The sequence below is a fragment of the Curtobacterium sp. Leaf261 genome (assembly GCF_001422205.1).
Taxonomy (GTDB): Bacteria; Actinomycetota; Actinomycetes; order Actinomycetales; family Microbacteriaceae; genus Curtobacterium.
The window spans coordinates 182445-203940 of the sequence record NZ_LMMJ01000007.1; the positions used below are offsets into that span (position 1 = coordinate 182445).

Consider the following 21496-nt stretch of genomic DNA (forward strand, 5'->3'; position numbering starts at 1 on the left):
TCCGAACCGTCTCAGACCGCGACGGCCGCGTCCAACCCGGCCCAGGTCCGGGCCGCGAGCCCGTGCGAGATGGTCATCCCGACACCGCTCGTCACACTGACGACCGTCAGCCCCGCCTCCGGGTGCGCCACGAGGAACGGCTCGGGCGCCGAGGCGTACACGCCCATCCACCGCTCACGGACCCGGAACCCGTCCGACCGGAGCGACGGCACACCGAGCACCCGGGCGACCGCGGCGAGCAGCACGTCGGACACCGCCTCGTCGAGGAACGGGTCGAGGGTCAGGTCGTACCGATGGCTGTCCCCGACGATGAGCGAGCCGTCCGGACGCTGGGTCAGCATCACGTTCGCGCCGATGTCGACGAGCTCCGGCGCATGCTCGCGGACCTCGATCCCGAGTGCCTCGGCCGCAGTGGTCTCGGCGAACGCCGGGTAGCGCAGCATGCTCGTCCCGGTGAGCACGGCCGGCGCGATCCGCAGCCCGGCCGGCGGCTCCACCAGCGCCATCTGCAGCCCACACCGCTGCACGCCGTGCAGCGCCGCCAGGTCCGGGAACAGCTGGTCGACGTCGTGACCGACACAGACGATGGTCCGCTCCGCCCGGACCGGGCCACGAGACGTCCGGACGATCCCGTCCTCCCACCCGAGGTACGCCGTGCCCCAGGCAAACCGCGCACCACGGTCGGCGAGCAGGGCCGCGAGTCCGGCCACGGCACCGCGGGGGTCCACCCGGACGTCGTCCCGGAGGAACGCGCCACCGACGATGCCGGGGTCGCCCGCTCCACCGATCCGCGCGACCGTCTCCGGTGCGGTCATCAGCGCGACCTGCCCCGGCTCGCGGCTCGCGGAGAGCTCCTCGAGCACGGCGAGCTCGGTGCCGCTCCTCGCCACGGCGACCGCCCCGGAAGCGACCGAGAAGAAGCCGCCGTCGCGGGCGTACCCGAGCCACCGGTCCCGCGCCACGAGTGCGAGGTCGAGCAGCTCGCCGGACTGCGCCGTGACGCACGCGTGTCCGAAGTTCCGGATCGAGGCACCGGTCGCGCGGTGGTCCCGCTCGACCACGAGGACACTGAGGCCTCGGTCGAGTGCCTCGGACGCGTGTGCGAGGCCGATGACACCCGCGCCGACGACGAGCACGTCGACGCCGTCCGGCAGGGTCGCGGTGGGCAGGGACGGGGAGCGCGTGTCGGTCACCGTCCGATCCTGTCGCGTCGCGCGGGCCGGAGGCACCCCGGCGTCCCGGGATTCACCTGCGGTTCACCCGACGGTCGTACCGTGGCGGGGTGATCAACCTCGCGGTGTTCGACATGGCCGGTACGACGATCGACGACGGCGGTGCGGTCTACCGCGCATTGCGGTCCGCAGTGGAGGAACGGGGCGCGTCCGTCGCGGACGCCGACCTGCAGACGTGGATGGGCACCGACAAGGTCGAGGCGATCACGCAGCTCCTGCGGCTCGGTGGCGTGGAGCCGGAGGGATCGGTCGTCTCCGAGGCGTTCACCCGCTTCCGCGAGATCCTCCGCGACACCTACCGCGAGGCTCCGCCGGTCGCGATCGACGGCGTGGTCGATGCGATCCGCATGCTCCGGGAACGCGGTGTCCGGGTCGCGTTGACGACCGGGTTCGACGACGCCGTCGCCCTGCCGCTGCTCGATGCGCTCGGGTGGACGATCGGGCCGGACACCACCGACACCGTCGACGCCGTCGTGACCACGTCGGACGTCCCGGCCGGTCGTCCCGCGCCGTACATGATCCACCGAGCGATGGAGCGGACCGGTGTGGTCGACGTCCGCGAGGTGCTGGCCGCGGGTGACACGCTGGTCGACATCCGGGCAGCGAGGAACGCGGGTGTCGTCGCGGTCGGGGTCTGCACGGGTGCGCTCTCCCGCGAGGACCTCGAGACCGAGCCGCACGACCACGTGCTCGACGGGGTCCGGGACGTACCGGCGCTCCTCGACACGATGGTCCCCGCCTGACCCTGCCGCCCATCCCGCACGGCCTGGCCCCAGGCCCGGTCCGGTCCGGCCGGGCTGGAGGCGCTTTTCGACGCAGGGGCGAGCTCGCGTCGCACCACTCCCCGCGCATCACACCACTGTTGACCGTCGGTGTGATGCGCCGGGAATGGTGCGATCCCGCAGGCATGGGGTCACGCACCGTGAGGGATCTCTCCACAGGACCTCGCAGGCGGGCCCCGTCGCGAGCTCCGAAGCGGCAAGGTTCTCGGATGGTCCACCCTCTGCCGATCCTCTCCGAACACGACGCCCGGTCGAACGACGTCAGCGTGTCGACGATGCATCGAGCGGCCGCGGCCGGGCAGCTGCACCGTGTCGCACCGGCCCGCTTCGTCACCGCGAGCAACTGGACCGCGGCCGGTCCACGCCAGCGTGCGGTCACGAACATCCACGCAGCACTCGACCGAGTCGACGCGGAGCTGGTCGTGTCGCACTGGTCGGCTGCGGCGATGCTCGGACTCCCGGCACTCCGGGGCTGGCCCGAGACCGTCGAGGTCTACGACTCTCGAGCCGCGAGGACCCGGCGCGTCGGCATGACCCTGCGACGACCGGGTGTCCCGCCGCGACGCGACCTACGGAGCATCGACGGCCTGATCGTCACGAGTCTCGCGCGCACGAGCATCGACCTCGCGCTGACTGCCCCGTTCGCGGACGCGGTCGCTGTCCTCGATGCGGCACTCGCGGCGGGCCTCGATGCCGAAGCGCTCGTGCACGTCCTGTCCGAGCGTCCCGCGGCCCGGCGCCGACGCACCGCGCGCGATGCCGTCGACTTCGCAGATCCGTTGGCGGGCTCCGCCGCTGAGTCCTTCACCCGCGTGGGACTCGCGGAGATGGGGGCGCCCCGGCCGACACTGCAGCACGAGTTCACGACACGGAGCGGGACTCGAACAGTGGACTTCTGGTTCCCGGACCAGGGCGTCGCGCTCGAGTTCGACGGACGCGCGAAGTACACGCAGGAGCGGTACCTCCAGGGGCGCTCGCCCGTCGACGTGTTCGTGGCCGAGAAACGCCGACACGAGGACCTCATGGCCTGCTCGGGGCTCCGCGAACTCGTCCGGATCGAGTGGCGCGACGTCGACGCTCCGGCCCGCCTGGTCGAACGGCTCCGAGCTGCCGGTGTCCCATGCTCCGGCGCACCCGTCCTCTGGCACCGCGGATGACGCATCGCACCACGAACGACGCATCGCACCATTGCGGCGCGGCACCGGTTGCGATGCATCGCACCACGAACGACGCACCGCACCACCGGAGACCAGTGGTGCGGTGCGTCAAGAGTGGTGCGGTGCGTCAAGAAGGGTGTGATCCCGGAAGGACCCCAGGCCCCGGGCCCAGGCCAGCCGGGCCAGCCCGGGCCAGCCCAGGCCAGGCCAGCCCGGGCCAGCCCAGGCCAGGCCAGCCCGGGCCAGGCCCCGCCCAGCCCTACGCGCGCACCACCCGGAGCGTGGCGATCTCGAAGGGGCGGAGCGTCAGGGACACCGGCTCCCCCGCGGCCCACGTCCCTGCCCCGGGCTCCCCCGCCGGCAGCGCACGCTCGAGCAGATCGGTCCTGACCACACCGGCGACCTCGAACCCGAAGTCGACCGACACCGCGGACGCCCGACCACCCCGCGCCTCGTACAGCCGCACGACGACGTCGCCCGAGCGGTCCTCGGCGAGCTTCACCGCCTCGACGAACACCGCCGGGTCGGACACCGTCACGATGGGCGCCACGGCCGTCGACCCGGACACGGCCCGTACCGGCAGGTTCGCCCGGTACCCGGAGTCCGCCGCGTCGAGCACGGTCGGCGCGATCCGGAGCACGGTGTGGAACACGTGCCGGCCCTGGTCGGCGTCGGGGTCCGGGAACTGCGGTCCCCGGACGAGCGACTCGCGGACGAGCGTCGTCGTGCCGCCGTCGGCCCTCGTCGACCGGGTGATGTCGTGCCCGTAGGTCGAGTCGTTCGCCACGGCGACCCCGAACCCGGGCTCGGCGACGTGCACCCAGCGATGGGCACTCGTCTCGAACCGGGCGTGGTCCCACGAGGTGTTCTGGTGCGTCGCCCGCTCGATGTGGCCGAACTGGATCTCGGACGACGCGGTGTTCGCGAGGACGTCGATCGGGAACCCGAGCTTCAGCAGCTTGCCGTGCTCGTGCCAGTCGACGTCGGTCTCGATGACGAGCTCCGACGCCCCCGAGACCGCCGAGTAGCGGGTCGTGATCGTCGAGTCGTGGAACGATCGCCGCACCTCGAGCACGCCGTCGTCGGAGGACGAGACCTCGACGGACGACGCAGTGTCGAGCTCGGTCGCGTGCCGTCGGTACGTCTGGTCGATGTCCCACGCGTCCCACTTGTTCGGCTTGTCGCGGAACACGGTGTAGAGCGCACCGCGGGCGTCCGGCGCGATCGCGTCGCGACCACTCGCCGCGTCGACGAAGCTCGCCACGAGGCCGTCCGCGTCGATCGTCGCGCGCACCGCGCCCGTGTCGAAGACCCATCCGTCTCCGGACCGGACGGGAGGCACGGCTGCAGCCGCGTCGACCACCGAACCGCCCAGGGCGGTCACCCCGTCGGAGGTCACCGGCGCGGCGTTGAACCGCACCACGGTGCCGGACCCGGAACCGGACCCGCCGGACCCGGCGAGCGCCGTCGTCGACGCCTGGATGAGCGACTCGAGCGTCTCGGCGACCGCGGCGTAGTTCTCCTCCGCCACCTCGTACACCCACGCGATCGAGGAACCGGGCAGGATGTCGTGGAACTGCTGCAGGAGGACGGTGTGCCAGACGTCCTCGAGCGCGTCGTACGGGTACTCGGTGCCGAGTCGGACGGCCGCGGTCGTCGTCCAGAGCTCGGCCTCACGGAGGAGGTGCTCCGAACGCCGGTTGCCCTGCTTCGTGCGGATCTGCGACGTGTACGTCCCGCGGTGGAACTCGAGGTACATCTCCCCCGACCACACGGACGGCGTCGTGAGCTCCTGCTCCAACGCCTCGAACACCCGCACCGGGCTGCCGAGCGACACCTGGGGAGCACCCTCGAGCGACTCGTTCCGGTGCGCTGCCCCGAGCATCTCCCGCGTGGGTCCACCGCCTCCGTCGCCGAACCCGAAGAGCAGCATCGACGTGTTCGCGACACCCTTCTCCTTGTTGTTCCGCTCACTCAGGGCGAGTTCCGCGGCGGAGACGGACGAGTTGTACGTGTCCGCCGGCGGGAAGTGCGTCAGGACCTGCGAGCCGTCGATGCCCTCCCACATGAACGACGTGTGCGGCATGACGTTCGTCTCGTTCCACGACGGCTTCTGCGTCAGGAACCACTTCGAGCCGGAGGCCTTGACGAGCTGCGGCATCGCTCCGGTGTAGCCGAAGGAGTCCGGGAGCCAGACCTCGGGGGTCTCGTAGCCGAACTCCTCGAGGAAGAACCGCTTGCCCGCGACGAGCTGTCGGGCGAGCGCCTCACCACCCGGCAGGTTCGTGTCGGACTCGACCCACATGCCGCCGACCGGGATCCAGCGTCCCTCGGCGACGCGCTGCCCGATGCGCGCGAACACGTCGGGGTAGAACTCCTTCATCCAGGCGTACTGCTGGGCGCTCGAGCACGCGAAGACGAACTCGGGGTCGTGGTCCATCAGCTCGAGCACGTTCGAGAACGTCCGAGCGCACTTCCGGATGGTCTCGCGGACCGGCCAGAGCCACGCGGAGTCGATGTGCGCGTGCCCGGAGGCGATGATGTGCTGCACGGAGGCGGCGGCCGGAGCGGCGAGGGCCGGGGCGAGCTGCTCGCGGGCGTCCGCTGCGGTCCCGGGGACGTCGTCGGGGTCGAGTGCGTCGGCGGCCCGCTCGAGGGCGCGGCGGATGTCCGCGACGCGGGTGCCGTCCACCGGGAGCTGGAGCGACAGACCGTGGAGAGTCCACATGTCCCGCTGGAGCGCCCAGACGGTGACGTCGCGCTCGGCGACCTCCAGGCGGCGGAGTCGGTAGATCGGGTCCTCGCCGGCAGTCTTCTTCGAGCCGACGTGCGTGGAGTCGTAGTTGTAGTGGCCGCCGACGTTCGGGTTGGACGCGGCCTCGACGTACAGGTCGATCACGCCGCCGGGAGCGACCTCGCCCGAGCCGCTCCCGCCGACGCCGACGCCGTCGCCGTCGCCGGCGCCGACGCCGTCGCCAGCGCCGACTCGGAGCGGGACGTACGAGTTGAACGGCTCGAGGCCCTTGACCGTGGTGCCGTCCGGCCGCCAGACGAGTCCCTCGGCCTGGAACCCCGGGTTCGCGTGCGAGAACCCGAGGTCGACGAGGAGCTCGACGTCGGTGTCGTCCTCGGACCCGAAGTCCGCGGGGACCGTCCCGGTGACGTGGAACCAGGTCGTGCCCCACGGCTTGCCACCCCAGTGCGACCCGATCTCGAACGGCGTGTACTCCTGCCCGACGGCCTCGCTGAAGGCGACCGGTTCGTCCGGCACCTGCCAGGCGGTGATCGTCAGCGGGGCGGTGCGCCGGTGGACGTACGGGTCGATGCGGTCGTGGACGAGTCGTTCGATGCGGTCTTCGAGCAGGCGGTCGTCGTTGTGCATGCGGGAGGTTCCTCCAGGGTGTTCGGACGGTGGTGCGGGGTGATCCGGGGAGATGCGGGGGTGGTGCGGGCATGGCTGCGCCCCGGCCCACCGCGCGAGCGGGCCGGGGACGGGATCAGCCCTTGATGCCTCCGGCGAGTGCGTTCGCGCCGCCGAGACCGCGCGAGACGACCACGTAGAGCACGATCACCGGGACGGAGTACAGCAGCGAGAAGGCGGCGAGCTGCCCGTACGCGACCGACCCGTACTGGCCGAAGAAGTTGAAGATGCTCACCGCGGCGGGGAGCTTGCCCGGCGAGAGCAGCAGGATGAACGGGACGAAGAAGTTCCCCCACGCCTGGATGAACACGAAGATGAACACGACGGCGATCCCCGGGCGCATGAGCGGCACGACGATGCTCCAGAGTGTCCGGAGCATCGAAGCGCCGTCGGTCCAGGCGGCTTCCTCGAGCTGGATCGGCACCGAGTCCATGAAGTTCTTCGCCATCCAGATCGCCATCGGCAGGCTCGTCGCGGCGAGGAAGAAGATCACGCCGGCCGGGTTGTCGATGAGGTTGAGCGACACGAACAGGCTGTAGACCGGCACCATCATCGCGGTGATCGGCAGGCCGGTCCCGAACAGGATCGCGTAGAGGAACGGCTTGTTGACGCGCATCTTGTAGCGGGACAGCGGGTACGCCGCCAGGATCGCCACGACGACCGTGACGATCGCGCAGCCCCCGGACAGCACCAGCGAGTTGAACAGCGGCACGAAGGCCAGGTCCGGCGTCAGCACCTTCTGGAAGTTGTCGAGGGTGAACTGCGACGGGATCTTGACGGACAGGGTCGCACTCGCGTCGAACGCCGCGAGGACGAGCCAGACGAGCGGCACCGCGAAGCAGATCGCGATGACGACGAGCACGACGTTCGAGACCCAGCGCATGGTGCGGTGGCCCGGGCTCGTCATGCCGAGTGCGCCGGCGCCCTCCTTCGCGCGGCCCCGACGAGCGGGGGTGGCGGCGGTGGGCTGGTCGATGGTGATCGCCATGGTCAGTCGACCTCCGGCTTGAGTGCGCGGATGTAGATGATGGAGAAGACGGCACCGACGACGAGCAGGATCGTCGCGATCGCCGTCCCGAAGCCGAGCTGGCTGAACTTGAACGCCTCCTGGTACGCCAGGATCGGCAGCGTCGAGGAGTTCGTGCCCGGCCCACCGCCTGTCATCACGTAGATGAGCGTGAACACCGACAGCGTCTGCAGCGTCGTCAGCATGAGGTTCGTCGAGATCGAGCGTCGGATGACCGGCAGCGTGATGTAGATGAGCCGCTGCCAGCCGGTCGCGCCGTCGACCTCGGCGGACTCGTTGATGTCGTCCGGGACCTCCTGCACGGCGGCCGAGTACACGAGCATCGAGAACGCGGTCCCTCGCCAGATGTTCGCGAGGATGATCGCGACCATCGGGAACGTGTACAGCCAGTTCGCCCCGGTGATGCCGATGCCGGCCAGGAACGTGTTGAGCGTGCCCTTGTCGTTGAAGAACGCGTACGCGGCGAACGCGGCGACGATCTCCGGCAGGACCCAGGCGGCGACCACGAAGGTGCCGACGATGGCCCGGACGACCCGGTTCGCCTGGCGCATGAGGAGCGCGAGCCCGAGGCCGAGCACGTTCTGCCCCACGACGGCGGACCCGAGCAGGAACACGAGGGTCAGGACGACCGACTTCGGGAAGTCCTTGTCCTGGAAGAGGTCGGTGTAGTTCTTCAGCCCGACGAACTGCTGGCTCTGCGCCGCGGCGCCGGTCAGCGCGGAGTTCGTGAACGACCCGTAGAACGAGGTCAGGATCGGGCCGACCAGGAAGATGATCAGCAGGATCATCGCCGGCACGAGCGGGGTCGCACGTGCGGTGGTGCGGAGCGCCTTGCCGCGGTTCCGCTTCAGGGCCGGAGGATCGGTCTTCGGGGGTCGCGCCGCGGGGAGCGGCGCAGCGAGTTGGGTCGTCATCGGGGACTGCCTCTGCGTTGAGGGGTGCGGGTACTGCGGCGGTGTGCCGCCGGTGCTGCTGCGGCTCGCGCCGCGTGCGGCTCGCGCCGCTGTCGGACGGGAGGCACGGTGCCAGCTGACACCGTCCCTCCCGTCCGTCAGGTGGTCGCTACTTGACGCTCACGGTGTGGTCCTTGCCGACCACGCCGATCACCGACTGGTCGTACGTGGCAGCCGCCTGTTTCGGCGTCTGCTGACCGGTCATCACCGACTCCATCGCGACCTGGATCGCGTTGGACACCTGGCTGTAGTCGCTCGTCGCCGGACGGAAGTTCGTGTGTTCCACGAGCCCGGAGAAGAACTTGAACGTCGGGTTGGACGCGTCGTACGTCGGGTCCTCCGCGACGTCGCTGCGCACCGCGATCTGGCTGTTCTGGATGTCGTACTTGAGCGAGCCCTCCTTGTTCAACGCCATCGTGATGAAGTTGAACGCGGCCTGCGGGTTCCCGCTCTTGGCGCCGACCGCGAGGGTCCAGCCACCGGACATGCTGTTGTAGCCGGGTGCCTGGCCGTTCTGGGTCGGCATCGGAGCCTGGCCCATGACGTTCGACCAGTCCGACCACGGTGCGGTGCCGGTCTTCAGCCACGTGCCGGACTGCCACGAGCCGTCGAGGTCGATCGCGAGCTGGCCCTTGGGGAGCCAGGTGTTCGCGACGGTCGTGCCGACGTTCGGGTCGAGCTCCTGCTGCGGTGTCGGGCCGAGGCCGCCCTGGTAGACGTCCTTGATGAACTGGAGCGCGTCGACGAACTGCTGCGAGCCCGTCACCCACTTCTTGTCCCTGTAGAGCGTGTCACCGGAGCCGTCCGCCCCGTACAGGAGCATCTCGAAGCCCTGCATGGTCGAGGCCTCACCCTGCGGCTTGCCCGAGTACATGTGGAACGGGATGATCCCCGGGTCCTTGTCCTTGATGGTCTTCGCCGCGTCGAGGACGTCCTGCCAGGTCTTCGGCTCCCACGGCACGGGGAGTCCGACCTTCTTGAAGATCTCCTTGTTGTACCAGAGGGCACGGGTGTCGGTCCCCATCGGGACGCCGTACGTCTTGCCGTCGACGCCCTGGCCGGCCTTCTTGGCGTTGTCGTAGAACTTGCTCCAGTCGTCCCACTTCGCCGTGTACTTGTCGAGCGGCAGGAGGTACCCGGCCTGCGCGTCCGCCTTGACGAGGAAGGTGTCCTCGTACATGACGTCGGGGGCCGTCGCGGGCGCCTTGTTCATGAGCGCGAGCTTGGTGTAGTAGTCGTTCTCCTGCGCCTGGATGGGCACGAGGTCGACCGTGATGTTCGGGTACTTCTTCTCGTAGGCCTTCTTGACGTCCTTCATGTGGGCGTCGAGCTGCTGGAACGAGCCGAACTTCTGGTAGGCGATCTTGATCGTGTTGCTCGACCCCGAACCAGAGCTGCTGCACCCGGACAGGGCGAGGGCGGCGACGGCTGCTGCGGCGGCGATGGTGATCAGGCGGGTGCGTTTCATGGTGCTCCTTTGCTCCACAGGACGCTCGGGCTCCCTTGCCCGGTGCTGCATTAGTCCACTGTATGGACTTAATCTTTGTCAAGACATCTTCGCGGCGATTCGGTAACGGATGCGGGTGCTGGCCAGCGGGTGCCGTGCGGGGTGCGGCGTGCGGCGTGCGGCGTGCGGCGCTGTCGGTTTCACGCCAAAGCGACGAGTCGGGCCCGAAGCGCGGCCGATCTCGTCGCTGTGCGGGCAAACCGACAGACGCCCGGGCGGCGAGAACCCCCCGGGCGGAGGCCGCTCAGCGGGCGGGCGCGGTGCGCAGCCGACGGAGGTCGAGCACGAAGGCGACGACGGCCACGGGCACGAAGACGATGAGGGCGCCCCACATCCCCCGGAAGTCGCCCGCCGCACCGGGTACGAAGAACGCGATCAGGGCGGCGGCGAGGAACACGACGGACAGCACCGCCGCCATCGTCATCCGCGCGAGGACGTCGAACCGCAGGGGCCGGGCTCCGACCACCGTCGGGGCGACGAAGATGCCCACCGCTCCCCCCAGCGACGCCACGCCCAGACCGCCGGCGATGCCCGCGGTGACGAGCACCGTCGGGATGCCGAACCCGACGACCACGCCGACGACATGCAGCCGCCAGGACGCGCCCACGTCCTGCCTGACGAACGCCCGGCGCGCGCCGACCCCGTACGCGATCGCGCCGAGTATCAGCGCCGAAGACGCCACGGCCCCGGCTGCGTGAGCCTGCGGGGTCGGGTCGTAGCGCAGCGAAAGGACACCGATCCCGACGCCCAGGAGCAGCAGGACGAGCGGGTTGAGCCACCACTCCCATGAGCGGACCGGAGTCCGGAGCACCCACGAGGGTGGCGGCTCCGGGTCTTCGACGGTCATGCCACCATCGTGGCCCGGTGTGCGGGTACGCGCTCGATGTCCGGCGCGCGGAGTGCCCGCGCGGTCGTCAGCGGCGGATGAGCATCGCGGAGGCCTTCGGCGCCAGCGCCGCGTCGAGAACCAGGCACGCCGCCCCCACCGCCGCGACGTCCTCCCCCAGCGCGCTCTCGGTGACCACGACGGGGTGCTTCGCCACGAGGATCGGAGACCCTTCGATCGCGGACGTCGCCGCCGGCAGTGCCCGCGGCGCGATCCGCGACCAGAACGGCCCGCCGAACACCACGCGGTCGACGTCGAGCAGGTTCACGACGACGACGGCTGCTCGCCCCATCGCGGCACCCGCCTCCGCCTGGATGTCCTGCGCGAGCGCATCGCCGTCGGCGGCGAGCGCGGCGAGCTCCGTGAACGCCCCGTCCACCGCGGCGATGTCCGCGACGTCCCCGGCGCCGTCGCCTCCGACACCCGTCGGCAGCGGGAGCCCAGCCGCGACGGCGAACGCGACCAGCCGGTCGGGCGCGACGGTCCTGCCCACCTCGCCACGACCCTCCCGGCTGTCGACGGTCCCGGCGAGCGTCCCCTGCTCGACCACGATGTGCCCGGCATCGCCGGCGTTCGCGCCGACCCCCCGCACCGGTTCGTGGTCGAGCACGAGCCCGATGCCGAAACCGGTGCCGTAGTAGACGAACGCGAAGTTCCGCGGTGACGACTCGCCCGCGAGCCACATCTCGCCGACCGCCGCCGCCGTGACGTCCTTCTCGAGGAGGACGGCGTACCCGGTGGCCTCGGCGAGCGCGTCGACGAGCGGGACGTCGCGCCAGCGCGGCAGGAACGGCGGGTCGACCACGACTCCGGCCACCCGGTCGATCGGACCGGGTGACGCGACGCCGACCCCGAGCACGAGCGCCACGTCGATGCCCGCTCCCGCGACGAGCTCAGCGACCGCGCCCGCCATGACGTCGACGACCTGCTCGGGGTTCGCGGCGGAGGGCGTCGAGGTCGTGGCGTCGGCGACGACCCGGCCCGCGAGGTCGAGCAGCACGTAGGTGACCACCGCGGGGTCGACGTGCACACCGACCGCGTACCGGCTCGTCGGGTCGAGCTGCAGGATGGTCCGGGGCTTGCCACGCCCGGCGACGACGGTCCCGGTCTCGACGATCATGCCGATCTCGAGCAGGTAGCGCGTCACGTTCGACACCGTCTGCGGGCTGAGCCCCGTGCGGTGGGCGAGCTCGACGCGGCTCAGCCCGTCGTCACTCCGACGGACGGCATCGAGCACGACGGTCCGGTTGAACCCCCCGATCGCCGGGAGGTTCGCGCCACGACGGTGTTCTGCCACGGCTCCTCCGATCGGTTCCGACCGACCCTACCGCCCCCGTGGACACCGACGGCAGCGTCATGCGCGCGCATTGTTCATTGGCTCCGGACGCCTGGCACCGATACCCTGACCGGCATGACGGACCTCCGCCTCGAACCACTCTCCGCCACGACGATCGTCGCGGCGAACTCACTGACGCTGAAGCCCGGCCAGGAGCAGTACGCCCAGCCGGTCTCACACTCCATGTGGGAGTCAGCGGTGAGCCAGACGACGACCTGGCCACGGGTCGTCATCGACGGCGACGAGGTGGTCGGGTTCATCGTCGGCAACTTCGACGCCGAGGCCGACCAGGAGGAACTCCGGAGCTGCATCTGGCGTCTCAACGTGTCCGGTGACGTGCAGGGCCGCGGCATCGGTCGGTTCGCCGTGCACGCCCTCGCGGCAGAGGCCCGGGACCGCGGGTTCGAGCGTCTCACGGTGATCTTCGAGCAGGGCGACGACGGACCGGAGCCGTTCTTCACGGCGATCGGGTTCGAGGTCGTCGGCGAGACGCCGTTCGGCGAGAGCTTCGCGTCCATCACCCTCTGACGGACCTCGTGTCCGAGCCGTTCGACTTCGGTGCCGCCGTCGCCGAGCTCGTCCGAGCGATCCCGCCCGGCCGCGTGATGACCTACGGCGGCGTCGCGGCCGCGCTCGGCTCCCGGGCCTCCCGCCAGGTCGGCAGGGTGATGGCGCACGAGGGCGGTGACCTGCCCTGGTGGCGTGTCGTCCGCGCCGGCGGTCTGCCGCCGGCGGACCACGAGACCCGCGCGCTCGAGATGTACCGGGTCGAGGGCACGCCCGTCGTGCAGGGGCCGACGGCCTGGAGGGTCGACATGCGTCGCGCAGGCTGGTCACCCGATGCGGACGGCTGGTCTGGCAACGCGGACGGGGACGCCGACGGCGACGTCGCGGACCCGACCCTCGATCCGGGGTTCCCGCGCGACCCGTTCTGAGCTGCGTGCGTTCGGGTGGTGCCGTGCGAGGCGGGGCCGAGCCGCGCCTCCCGTCCGGTGTTCCGTCACCACCTGCCGGACCGCCGCCGTCCCGCGCTCTCTTACGTCGCGTGACTCCGTCCGGCCGATCCACCGGGACGGCGTCGTACGCTCGCCGGACCGCCATCCGGGCCTCCCACCCGGTCAGGACCGCCACGAGGAGCGCACCATGCCCGAACAGACCATCGCCGCCCAGGTCGCGGACTTCAACACCGGCTTCACCGCCCAGATCGGCCCGACGCTCAGTGCCGTGTTCGCGGGCGAGCAGCAGGATCTCGTCGCGGCCGGGGCCCCCACCGGTGTGATCACCGTCGGCAGCCGGCTCCCCGCGGCCGTGCTCCTGACCCCGAGCGGTGAGCGGGTCGCGCTCGCCGACGTCCTCGCCGGCTCCCTGACCGTCGTGGTGCTGTACCGCGGCGCATGGTGCCCGTACTGCAACCTCTCGCTCAAGCACTACCAGGCGGCGCTCCTCCCCGAGCTCACCGCGGTCGGCGCGCAGCTCGTCGCGATCAGCCCGCAGACACCCGAGGCATCCGAGCAGTCCGTGGCGAACGGCGGCCTGGAGTACGCGGTCCTGTCCGACCCGTCGAACAGCCTGGCCGCGGAGCTCGGGCTCGTCACAGCGCCGAGTTCAGCGGCGCAGGCGGCCCACACCGAGCTCGGGTTCGCGGTCGCCGACAGCAACGCGGACAGCACGGCGGCGATCCCGTTCCCGACGGTGCTCGTCGTGGACGCGGACCGTGTGGTGCGGTTCGTCGACGTCCACGTCGACTACACGACGCGCACCGAGGTGCCGACGATCCTCGACGCCGTGGAGCCGCTGGTCCGCTGAGCCAGGCCTCGGCGCGCCAGCGGCCAGCGGTCAGCGGTCGAAGCGCGTGCCCTTCGGGTTCGCGGGCAGGAGCGCGAGGACGAACACGGCGAGGGACCCGAGCCCCGGCACGAGGTGCAGCAGCTGCCACCACCCGGACAGGTTGGCGTCGTGCAGGCGTCGAGCACCGAGCGACAGGTTGCCGATCAGGGTGACGAGCCCCCAGATGATGATGAGTGACGCCCCGAGCGCCGTCTCGCCGACCGGGGTGTCCCCGCGGAAGGCGTCGCCGATGAGCTCCATCACGATGAACACGGCGAACGAGGTCAGCCACCACCACCAGAACTCCGCGCGGCTCGCCCGCCCGGTGAAGTCGGTGTACTTCCGGACGTAGCGCCGCATCGCCTCGCCGATCGGGGCGCCGTACAACGGGCGGGCGAGGGGGACGCCGCCGGGCTGCGGGAGTTCGGTGTCGGGGGTGTGCTGTGTCACGGTGTGTTCCTCCAGGAGTTGCCCCCAGCCAACCAGGTGCGGCCGAGGGGCGGCCCGGAGGCGGCCGCGGGCGGACGCGGCCGCGGGCGGCCGGCTGGCGACCCGAACACGCACATCCGCCCCGAACACCGTGATGCGGGTGTTCGGGGCGGATGGTGGTGTTCGGAACACCTGGAAGGCCGGTCGGGCTCAGACCAGCGAGTCACGCCACGCCGCGTGCAGCTGCGCGAACCGCCCGGTCCCGGAGATGAGGTCCGCCGGAGTGCCGTCCTCGACGATCCGGCCGTGCTCCATCACGAGCACCCGATGGGCGATCGCGACGGTCGACAGCCGGTGCGCGATGATCACGGCCGTGCGGTCGGCGAGGAGGGTCTCGAGGCCCTCCTGCACCAGCCGCTCGGACGGGATGTCGAGCGACGCCGTCGCCTCGTCGAGGATGAGCACCCGCGGGTCCGCGAGGAACGCCCGCGCGAACGAGAGCAACTGCCGCTGCCCCGCGGAGACCCGGCCACCGCGCTTGTTGACGTCGGTGTCGTACCCGTCGGGCAGCGCCATGATGAACTCGTGCGCGCCGACCGCCTTCGACGCCCGCTCGATCTCCTCGTGCGTCGCACCCGGCTTGCCGAGCGCGATGTTGTCGGACACCGATCCGGAGAACAGGTACGCCTCCTGCGTGACCATGACGATCGCGCGGCGCATGTCCTTCGTGTCGAGGTCCCTGAGGTCGACGCCGTCGAGCTTGACGGAGCCGCGGGTCGGGTCGTAGAAGCGCGCCATGAGCTTGGCGAGCGTCGACTTGCCGGCACCGGTGGAACCGACGAGTGCGATCGTCTGCCCTGCCGGGACGTGCAGGTCGAACTCCGGGAGCACGACCGCGTTCCGGTTGTAGGCGAACTCGACGTCGTCGAAGTCGACCTTGCCTGCCGCCTGCTGGATGTGCACGGGCTTGGCGGGATCCGGCACGCTCGGCACCTCCTCGAGGACGCCGGAGATCTTCTCCATCGCCGCCGAGGCCGACTGGTACCCGTTGTAGAACATCGCGAGCTCCTGCGCGGGGTCGAAGAAGCGCTTGGAGTACAGGGCGACCGCGAGCAGTGCACCGATCTCGAGCGACCCGCCCGCGACACGGAAGCCACCGACGATGACGACCGCCGCGAGGGTCAGGTTGCCGATGAGCACCAGCGCCGGGTCGAAGGTCCCGAACAGGTTGAACACCTTCGTGTTCGCCACCCGGTAGTCCTCGACGTACCCGCCGTACTCGTCGCGATTGCGCTTCTCCTTGCGGAAGGCCTGCACCGCGCGGATGCCGGTCATGGTCTCGACGAAGTGCACGATCACGCGCGCACTCGCGACACGGGTCAGCCGGAACCGCTGCTGCGAGTTCTTCTGGAACCACCGGATCAGCACGTACAGCGGGATGAGCGCCACCGCGAGCACGATCCCGGAGGTCGGGTCGAGCGCGACGAGGGCCACCGCCGTGAACACCATGTACAGCACGCCCTGGATGAGCTGGTTCAACCCGGAGTCCAGCAGCTCGCGGATCGAGTCGAGGTCACTCGTCTGGCGGGAGATGATCCGGCCGGACGTGTAGGTCTCGTGGAACTCGAGGCTGAGGCGCTGCGTGTGCAGGAAGACCCGCTTGCGGAGGTCGAACAGGATCGCCTGGCTGATCCGCGCCGCGAGCACGGTGTACCAGGCGGTGAGCACCGCGCCGGCGATCGCGACGGCGATGTACCCGCCGACGGTCCAGAACGCTGCCGTCCAGTCGTCGTTCTGCATGACGGCCGGCAACGCGTTGTCGATGCCGTACGCGATGAGCGCAGGACCGGCGACCTGGCCGGCCGTGGAGACGACCACGACCACCGCGATGATCCACAGCCGGACCTTGAGCGGGCTCATCAGGGACCCGAGGAGCGCCAGCGAGCGTCGGCGGAGCCGGATGCTCTCCGCCTTCGTGAAGTCGTCGCGCTCCTCGCCGCGGACACCGTGCACCGTGATCGAGGCGGTCGGCGGGTTCGCCCCGTCACCGCCTGTATCGGTACCGAGCGTGGCGGCGTCCGGACGGGCCTCCTCTTCGAACTCGGTCTGGAACTCGTCCACGGGCTCGCCCGGGACGTCCGGCCGTGCCGTCGTCTTGTTGCGGTCGCTCATGCCAGTGCCTCCTCTCGCGCGTTCGCGTCGTCCTCGTCCAGGGACGAGATGACGTAGCGGTAGTGGTCGTTCGTGGCCATCAGGTCGTGGTGCGTCCCGACGGCGGTGATGCGTCCGTTCTCCATGAGCGCCACGCGGTCTGCGAGCGTCACGGTGGACGGACGGTGGGCGACGATGAGCGACGTCGTCTCGGCGAGGACCCGGCGGAGCCCCTCCTCGACACGCGCCTCGGTGTCGACGTCGAGCGCCGACAGGGGGTCGTCGAGCACGAGCACGGACGGCCGCGCCGCGATCGCCCGGGCGAGTGCGAGCCGCTGACGCTGCCCGCCCGAGAGCGACAGGCCCTCTTCCCCGACGCGGGTGTCGACGCCGTCGGGCAGGTCGGCCACGAACTCCGCCTGGGCGATGTCGAGCGCCTCGCGCATGAGGTCGTCGGCCTCCTGTCCGGTGACGTCGGGCCGCCCGAGCAGCACGTTGTCGCGGACGCTCGCGCTGAAGAGGGTCGCGTCCTCGAACGCGACACCCACCACGCGGCGCAGCTCTTCGCGCGTCATGTCGCGGACGTCCACGCCGTCGATGGTGATCGAACCACCGGTGACGTCGTAGAGCCGCGGCACGAGCGACAGGAGTGTCGTCTTGCCGGAGCCGGTGAGTCCGACCAACGCCATCGTCTCGCCCGGCTCGAGCTGCAGGTCGATGCCGTTGACGAGGTCGGGGTACTGCGCCCCCGCGTCCTGGTACCGGAAGTGCGCACCGTTGAACGACAGCGCACCGTGCGGCTCGCCGATGGTCTTCGGGGACGCCGGGTCCTCGATCGTGTTCTCGGAGTCCATCACCTCGAAGTACCGGTCGACCGCGGTCCGCGTGTCGTAGGTCATCGAGAGGAGGAAGCCGATCGACTCGATCGGGAAGCGGAGCACCGTGGCCGCCGCGAAGAACGCGAACAGCGCACCGACGGTGATCTGCCCGTCCGAGGCGAGCCAGATGCCGACGAGCAGACAGAGCGCGAATGCGACGTCCGGCACGAGCAGGAGCCAGAGCCAGAGCCCCGCGATCGCCTTGGCCTTCTGGATCTCGGTGCCGCGGAGCGCCTCCGCCTGCTCCGAGAACTCGTCGAGCTTCGTGCGGCCGCGGCCGAACGCCTTGAGCACGCGGATGCCGTGCACGGACTGCTCGACGCTCGTGGCGAGGTCGCCGACCTGGTCCTGGCTCCGCCTGGCGACGATCGAGTACTTCCGCTCGAACAGGATGGAGCAGATCCAGATCGGGATCGACGCGACGAGGAACAGCAGGCCGAGCTGCCACCCGAACGTGAACAGCACGCCGAAGCCGACGATGATCGTGACGATGTTGACGATGAGCAGCACGACGCCGAACGCCAACCAGCGGCGGATGAGGCTGAGGTCGCTCACCGAACGGGACAGCAGCTGCCCGGACTGCCAGCGGTCGTGGAACGCGACGGGCAGCTCCTGGAGCTTCGCGTAGAGGGCGTTCCGCATGCTCGCCTCGATCTTCGTCGACGGTCGCATGACCATCTGACGACGGGACAGCACGAAGCCGGCCTCGAGGACACCGAGCGCGAGCACGATGAGCCCGGCGGGCCAGATCTGGCTCTCGTCGCCGGACGACAGGGGTCCGTCGACGAGCCGCTGCAGGACGAGCGGGATTGCGAGCGCGACCAGGGAGGCACCCATCGCGACGAGCATGCCGCCGATGAGGCGCCCTCGGAAGGGCTTCACGTAGGGGTAGATCCGTGCGATGGCACGGAAGGTGGACGGGCGCGCCTGGGAAGGCGTCTTCGACATGGGAGCGTCCTCATGATCGAGCCGGACTGGAGGCCCGGTGTGCGGTGTTGAGAGAGCATCCCGCCCGCCTGTGCGGAGCCAGCTCTGGCGTCCGCCCTACGGGCCGGATGACGACGCGGACACAGGGGTCCGTCGTCGGGTGGGACGGTGCGGGGTCTGACGACCTACCGCGTCCGGGTGGGGACGGTTCGGAGTGCCGGGACGGAGCCACGACCTGCCCGCGCGTCCACTGCCGCGTTGTCAGTCGTCGAGTCCATCGTCACTCCAGTCGTCGTCTTCGTCACCGTCGTCCCGCCGCGGGGCCGCGCTGGCCGTACTGGTTGGTACGACGCCTGCGTGTCACCCATGCCTGGCGGAGCCTTACAGGATATTCAGAGGGAGTCCCAGCGCGCAACAAGGTGCGGCGTGTCGTGGTGGCATGGCCGGTCGTCGAGCCTCCCACCGCTGGTCGGGGGCACCGGCGGACCCGTCGGTTTCCGGGCAGAGCGACGAAACTCGGCGACAGAACGGCGAGATCTGTCGGTCAGCGGGGAAACCGACAGCCGCGGGGCCAGGGCAGGGCAGGGCAGGGCAGGGCAGGGCAGGGCCAGGCCGGCCAGCCCAGGCCCCCCGGCTCAGTGGAAGAAGTGCCGCTCGCCCGTCAGGTACATCGTCACGCCGGCGGCCTGCGCGGCCTCGACGACCTCAGCGTCCCGCATGCTCCCGCCGGGCTGCGCGACCGCGCGGACCCCGGCGTCGAGGAGCACCTGCAGGCCGTCGGCGAACGGGAAGAACGCGTCCGAGGCGGCGACCGACCCCGCGGCGCGCTCCCCCGCACGCGTCACGGCGAGGTGGCACGAGTCGACCCGGTTGACCTGCCCCATGCCGACACCGACGCTCGCACCCGCGTTCGCGAGCAGGATCGCGTTCGACTTGACCGCACGGCAGGCCTTCCACGCGAAGGAGAGGTCCGCGAGGGTGGCGTCGTCGGCGGGCTCCCCGGCGACGAGGGTCCAGGTGGTCTGGTCGAACGAGGTGAAGCGGTCGGAGTCCTGGACGAGGAACCCGCCGGAGATCTGCTTGACCTCGCGCGGTGCCAGGGCGAAGTCCGACGGCAGCGTCAGGAGCCGGATGTTCTTCTTGGCGGAGAGGATCTCGAGCGCCTCGGGGTCGAACGCCGGGGCGATGACGACCTCGGTGAAGATGTCCTTGACGGCCTCGGCCATCTCGCGGGTGACCGGACGGTTCGCGGCGATGACGCCCCCGAACGCGGAGAGCGGGTCGCACGCGTGGGCACGCGCGTGCGCGTCGGCGATCGGGTCGGCCGCGTCGGGTCCGGCGACCGCGATCCCGCAGGGGTTCGCGTGCTTGACGACCGCGACGGCCGGCTCGGTGAAGTCGAACGCCGCGCGGAGTGCCGCGTCGGCGTCGACGTAGTTGTTGTACGACATCTCCTTGCCGTGCAGCTGCGTCGCCTGGGCGATGCCGGTGCCGTCCGTGCTCGTGTACAGCGCCGCGGACTGGTGGGCGTTCTCGCCGTAGCGGAGCGTCGCGGCCAGGTCCCCGGACAGCGTGACGGTGGCGTCGAAGTCGCCGGCACCACGGGAGTCACCGGTGTCGTCGGGAGCGGAGGACTCGCCCGCCCCGGCGACGTGCGTCGCGAAGTACGCGGCGACCGCGGTGTCGTACGCGGCGGTGTGCGCGAACGCGGCGGAGGCGAGCCGCTGTCGGAGACCCAGCCCCGTGCCTCCAGACCGGATCGCGTCGACGACCTCGGCGTACGAGGCGGGCGAGACCACGATCGCGACGTTCGCGTGGTTCTTGGCGGACGCGCGCACCATCGCGGGGCCACCGATGTCGACGTTCTCGACGACGGTCGGTGTCGCGGCGCCGGACGCGACGGTCTCGACGAAGGGGTAGAGGTTCACGACGACGAGCTCGAACGGCCGGATGCCGAGGTCGGCGAGCTGTGCTTCGTGCGACTCGAGCCGCAGGTCGGCGAGGAGCCCCGCGTGCACGGCCGGGTGCAGCGTCTTGACCCGGCCGTCGAGGGACTCGGGGAAGCCCGTGATCGACGCGACCTCGGTCACGGGGATGCCGGACGCCGCGATCGTCGACGCGGTCGACCCCGTCGAGACGATCTCCACCCCGGCGGCGTCGAGGGCGCCGGCGAGCTCCAGCAGGCCGGACTTGTCGCTCACCGAGACGAGGGCTCGGCGGACCGGGACGACGTCCCGCTCGCGGTACAGGCTGGGGTCGGCGGCGTGCACGCTCATGCTCGGGAGGCTTCCTTCAGGTCGACGGTTCCGTTGGCGACGTCGAGGACGGTCTGGATGAGCAGCCGTCGTTCGACGTGTTTGATGCGGTCGTGCAGGGTGGACTCGGTGTCCGTCGGGAGCACGGGGATCCGCTCCTGGACCAGGATCGGGCCGCTGTCGACGCCGTCGTCGACGACGATGACACTCGCCCCGGTCTCGGGGACCCCGGCTGCGACGGCGTCCCGGACGGCGTGCGCTCCGGGGAACTCCGGCAGGAACGCGGGATGCGTGTTGATGACGTTCGGCCCGAACTCGGCGACGACGTCGTGCGGGAGCAGCCGCATGAACCCGGACAGCACGAGGAGGTCGGGACGCCACACCCGGATCTGGTCGGCGAGCGCCGCGCCCCAGGCCTGCCGGTCGGGGAAGTTGCCGTAGGACACCTCGAACGTCGGGATGCCGTACTCCTCGCCGAGCGCGAGCCCCTCGGCGTCGCGGTCGGCTCCGATGGCGACGACCCGCGCGGGGTACTCGGCGTCCTCGGCCGCGTCGAGCAGGGCCCGGAGGTTCGATCCGGTGCCGGAGATCAGGACCACCAGTTCGAGCACGCGCCCAAGCCTATCGGTGCGGCGGAGCCGGTCTCCCGGTCGAGCACGCCCCCAGTCGAGCACGCCCCCAGTCGAGCACGCCCCCGGTCGAGCATGCAGGAACGCGGAGTGGTCCGG

17 protein-coding genes are annotated in these 21496 nt (G+C 70.7%); 5 read left to right on the top strand and 12 right to left on the bottom strand.

The annotated features are described in order from the left end of the window. Positions 1–11: 11 nt before the first annotated feature. Complete coding sequence (locus tag ASF23_RS06195; RefSeq protein ID WP_235510799.1) at positions 12–1193, bottom strand: TIGR03364 family FAD-dependent oxidoreductase; 1182 nt, start codon at positions 1191–1193, stop codon at positions 12–14. Positions 1194–1282: 89 nt separating this feature from the next. Between ASF23_RS06195 and ASF23_RS06200 the strand changes: the two genes are divergently transcribed. Together ASF23_RS06200 and ASF23_RS06205 are read left to right on the top strand one after the other, a co-directional pair. Beyond that, positions 1283–1975 (top strand): phosphonatase-like hydrolase, encoded by a 693-nt coding sequence (locus ASF23_RS06200; RefSeq protein WP_055950682.1) that lies wholly within the window; start codon positions 1283–1285, stop codon positions 1973–1975. A 248-nt stretch (positions 1976–2223) separates the two neighbouring features. Beyond that, positions 2224–3171, top strand: a complete 948-nt coding sequence (locus ASF23_RS06205; protein ID WP_055950685.1) for a hypothetical protein — start codon at positions 2224–2226, stop codon at positions 3169–3171. Between the two features lie 259 nt (positions 3172–3430). On the opposite strand, the gene ASF23_RS06210 is transcribed toward ASF23_RS06205, so the two are convergent. The 6 genes from ASF23_RS06210 to ASF23_RS06235 form a co-directional block, all read right to left on the bottom strand. After that, positions 3431–6553, bottom strand: a complete 3123-nt coding sequence (locus tag ASF23_RS06210) for an alpha-mannosidase (protein ID WP_055950688.1) — start codon at positions 6551–6553, stop codon at positions 3431–3433. 115 nt (positions 6554–6668) lie between these two features. Beyond that, the gene (locus ASF23_RS06215) at positions 6669–7580 is read right to left on the bottom strand and encodes a carbohydrate ABC transporter permease (RefSeq protein WP_055950690.1); all 912 of its coding nucleotides are present in this window, start codon (positions 7578–7580) and stop codon (positions 6669–6671) included. A gap of 2 nt (positions 7581–7582) precedes the next feature. Then, positions 7583–8533, bottom strand: coding sequence for a carbohydrate ABC transporter permease (locus ASF23_RS06220; protein WP_055950693.1), 951 nt, complete (start codon positions 8531–8533; stop codon positions 7583–7585). Between the two features lie 148 nt (positions 8534–8681). Further along, entirely contained in the window at positions 8682–10040 is a 1359-nt protein-coding gene (locus ASF23_RS06225; protein ID WP_055950696.1) for an extracellular solute-binding protein, read from the bottom strand. A gap of 283 nt (positions 10041–10323) precedes the next feature. Continuing rightward, positions 10324–10926 (bottom strand): hypothetical protein, encoded by a 603-nt coding sequence (locus ASF23_RS06230; RefSeq protein ID WP_055950699.1) that lies wholly within the window; start codon positions 10924–10926, stop codon positions 10324–10326. A gap of 67 nt (positions 10927–10993) precedes the next feature. Next, positions 10994–12262, bottom strand: coding sequence for an ROK family transcriptional regulator (locus tag ASF23_RS06235; protein WP_055950702.1), 1269 nt, complete (start codon positions 12260–12262; stop codon positions 10994–10996). A 114-nt stretch (positions 12263–12376) separates the two neighbouring features. On the opposite strand from ASF23_RS06235, the gene ASF23_RS06240 reads away from it, so the two are divergent. The 3 genes from ASF23_RS06240 to ASF23_RS06250 all read left to right on the top strand — a co-directional run bounded on the left by ASF23_RS06240 (position 12377) and on the right by ASF23_RS06250 (position 14107). Beyond that, positions 12377–12829: a GNAT family N-acetyltransferase gene (locus tag ASF23_RS06240; protein WP_055950705.1), complete on the top strand. Its 453-nt coding sequence runs from the start codon at positions 12377–12379 to the stop codon at positions 12827–12829. Between the two features lie 8 nt (positions 12830–12837). Beyond that, positions 12838–13236, top strand: a complete 399-nt coding sequence (locus ASF23_RS06245; RefSeq protein ID WP_200919316.1) for an MGMT family protein — start codon at positions 12838–12840, stop codon at positions 13234–13236. 208 nt (positions 13237–13444) lie between these two features. Next, a complete protein-coding gene (locus ASF23_RS06250) occupies positions 13445–14107 on the top strand; it encodes a peroxiredoxin-like family protein (RefSeq protein ID WP_055950708.1) in 663 nt (220 codons plus the stop codon). A gap of 30 nt (positions 14108–14137) precedes the next feature. Here the strand turns inward: ASF23_RS06250 and ASF23_RS06255 are convergent, their stop codons facing one another. The 5 genes from ASF23_RS06255 to purN form a co-directional block, all read right to left on the bottom strand. Next, positions 14138–14578, bottom strand: a complete 441-nt coding sequence (locus tag ASF23_RS06255; protein WP_055950711.1) for a DUF805 domain-containing protein — start codon at positions 14576–14578, stop codon at positions 14138–14140. A 189-nt stretch (positions 14579–14767) separates the two neighbouring features. Then, the gene (locus ASF23_RS06260) at positions 14768–16576 is read right to left on the bottom strand and encodes an ABC transporter ATP-binding protein (RefSeq protein WP_055951556.1); all 1809 of its coding nucleotides are present in this window, start codon (positions 16574–16576) and stop codon (positions 14768–14770) included. A gap of 149 nt (positions 16577–16725) precedes the next feature. Continuing rightward, positions 16726–18534, bottom strand: coding sequence for an ABC transporter ATP-binding protein (locus ASF23_RS06265; protein WP_055950714.1), 1809 nt, complete (start codon positions 18532–18534; stop codon positions 16726–16728). Positions 18535–19148: 614 nt separating this feature from the next. Further along, positions 19149–20789, bottom strand: coding sequence for a bifunctional phosphoribosylaminoimidazolecarboxamide formyltransferase/IMP cyclohydrolase (gene purH / locus ASF23_RS06270; protein WP_055950717.1), 1641 nt, complete (start codon positions 20787–20789; stop codon positions 19149–19151). Beyond that, complete coding sequence (purN, locus tag ASF23_RS06275) at positions 20786–21379, bottom strand: phosphoribosylglycinamide formyltransferase (protein ID WP_055950720.1); 594 nt, start codon at positions 21377–21379, stop codon at positions 20786–20788. Before purN ends, purH begins: the two co-directional genes overlap by 4 nt. Positions 21380–21496 lie beyond the last annotated feature (117 nt).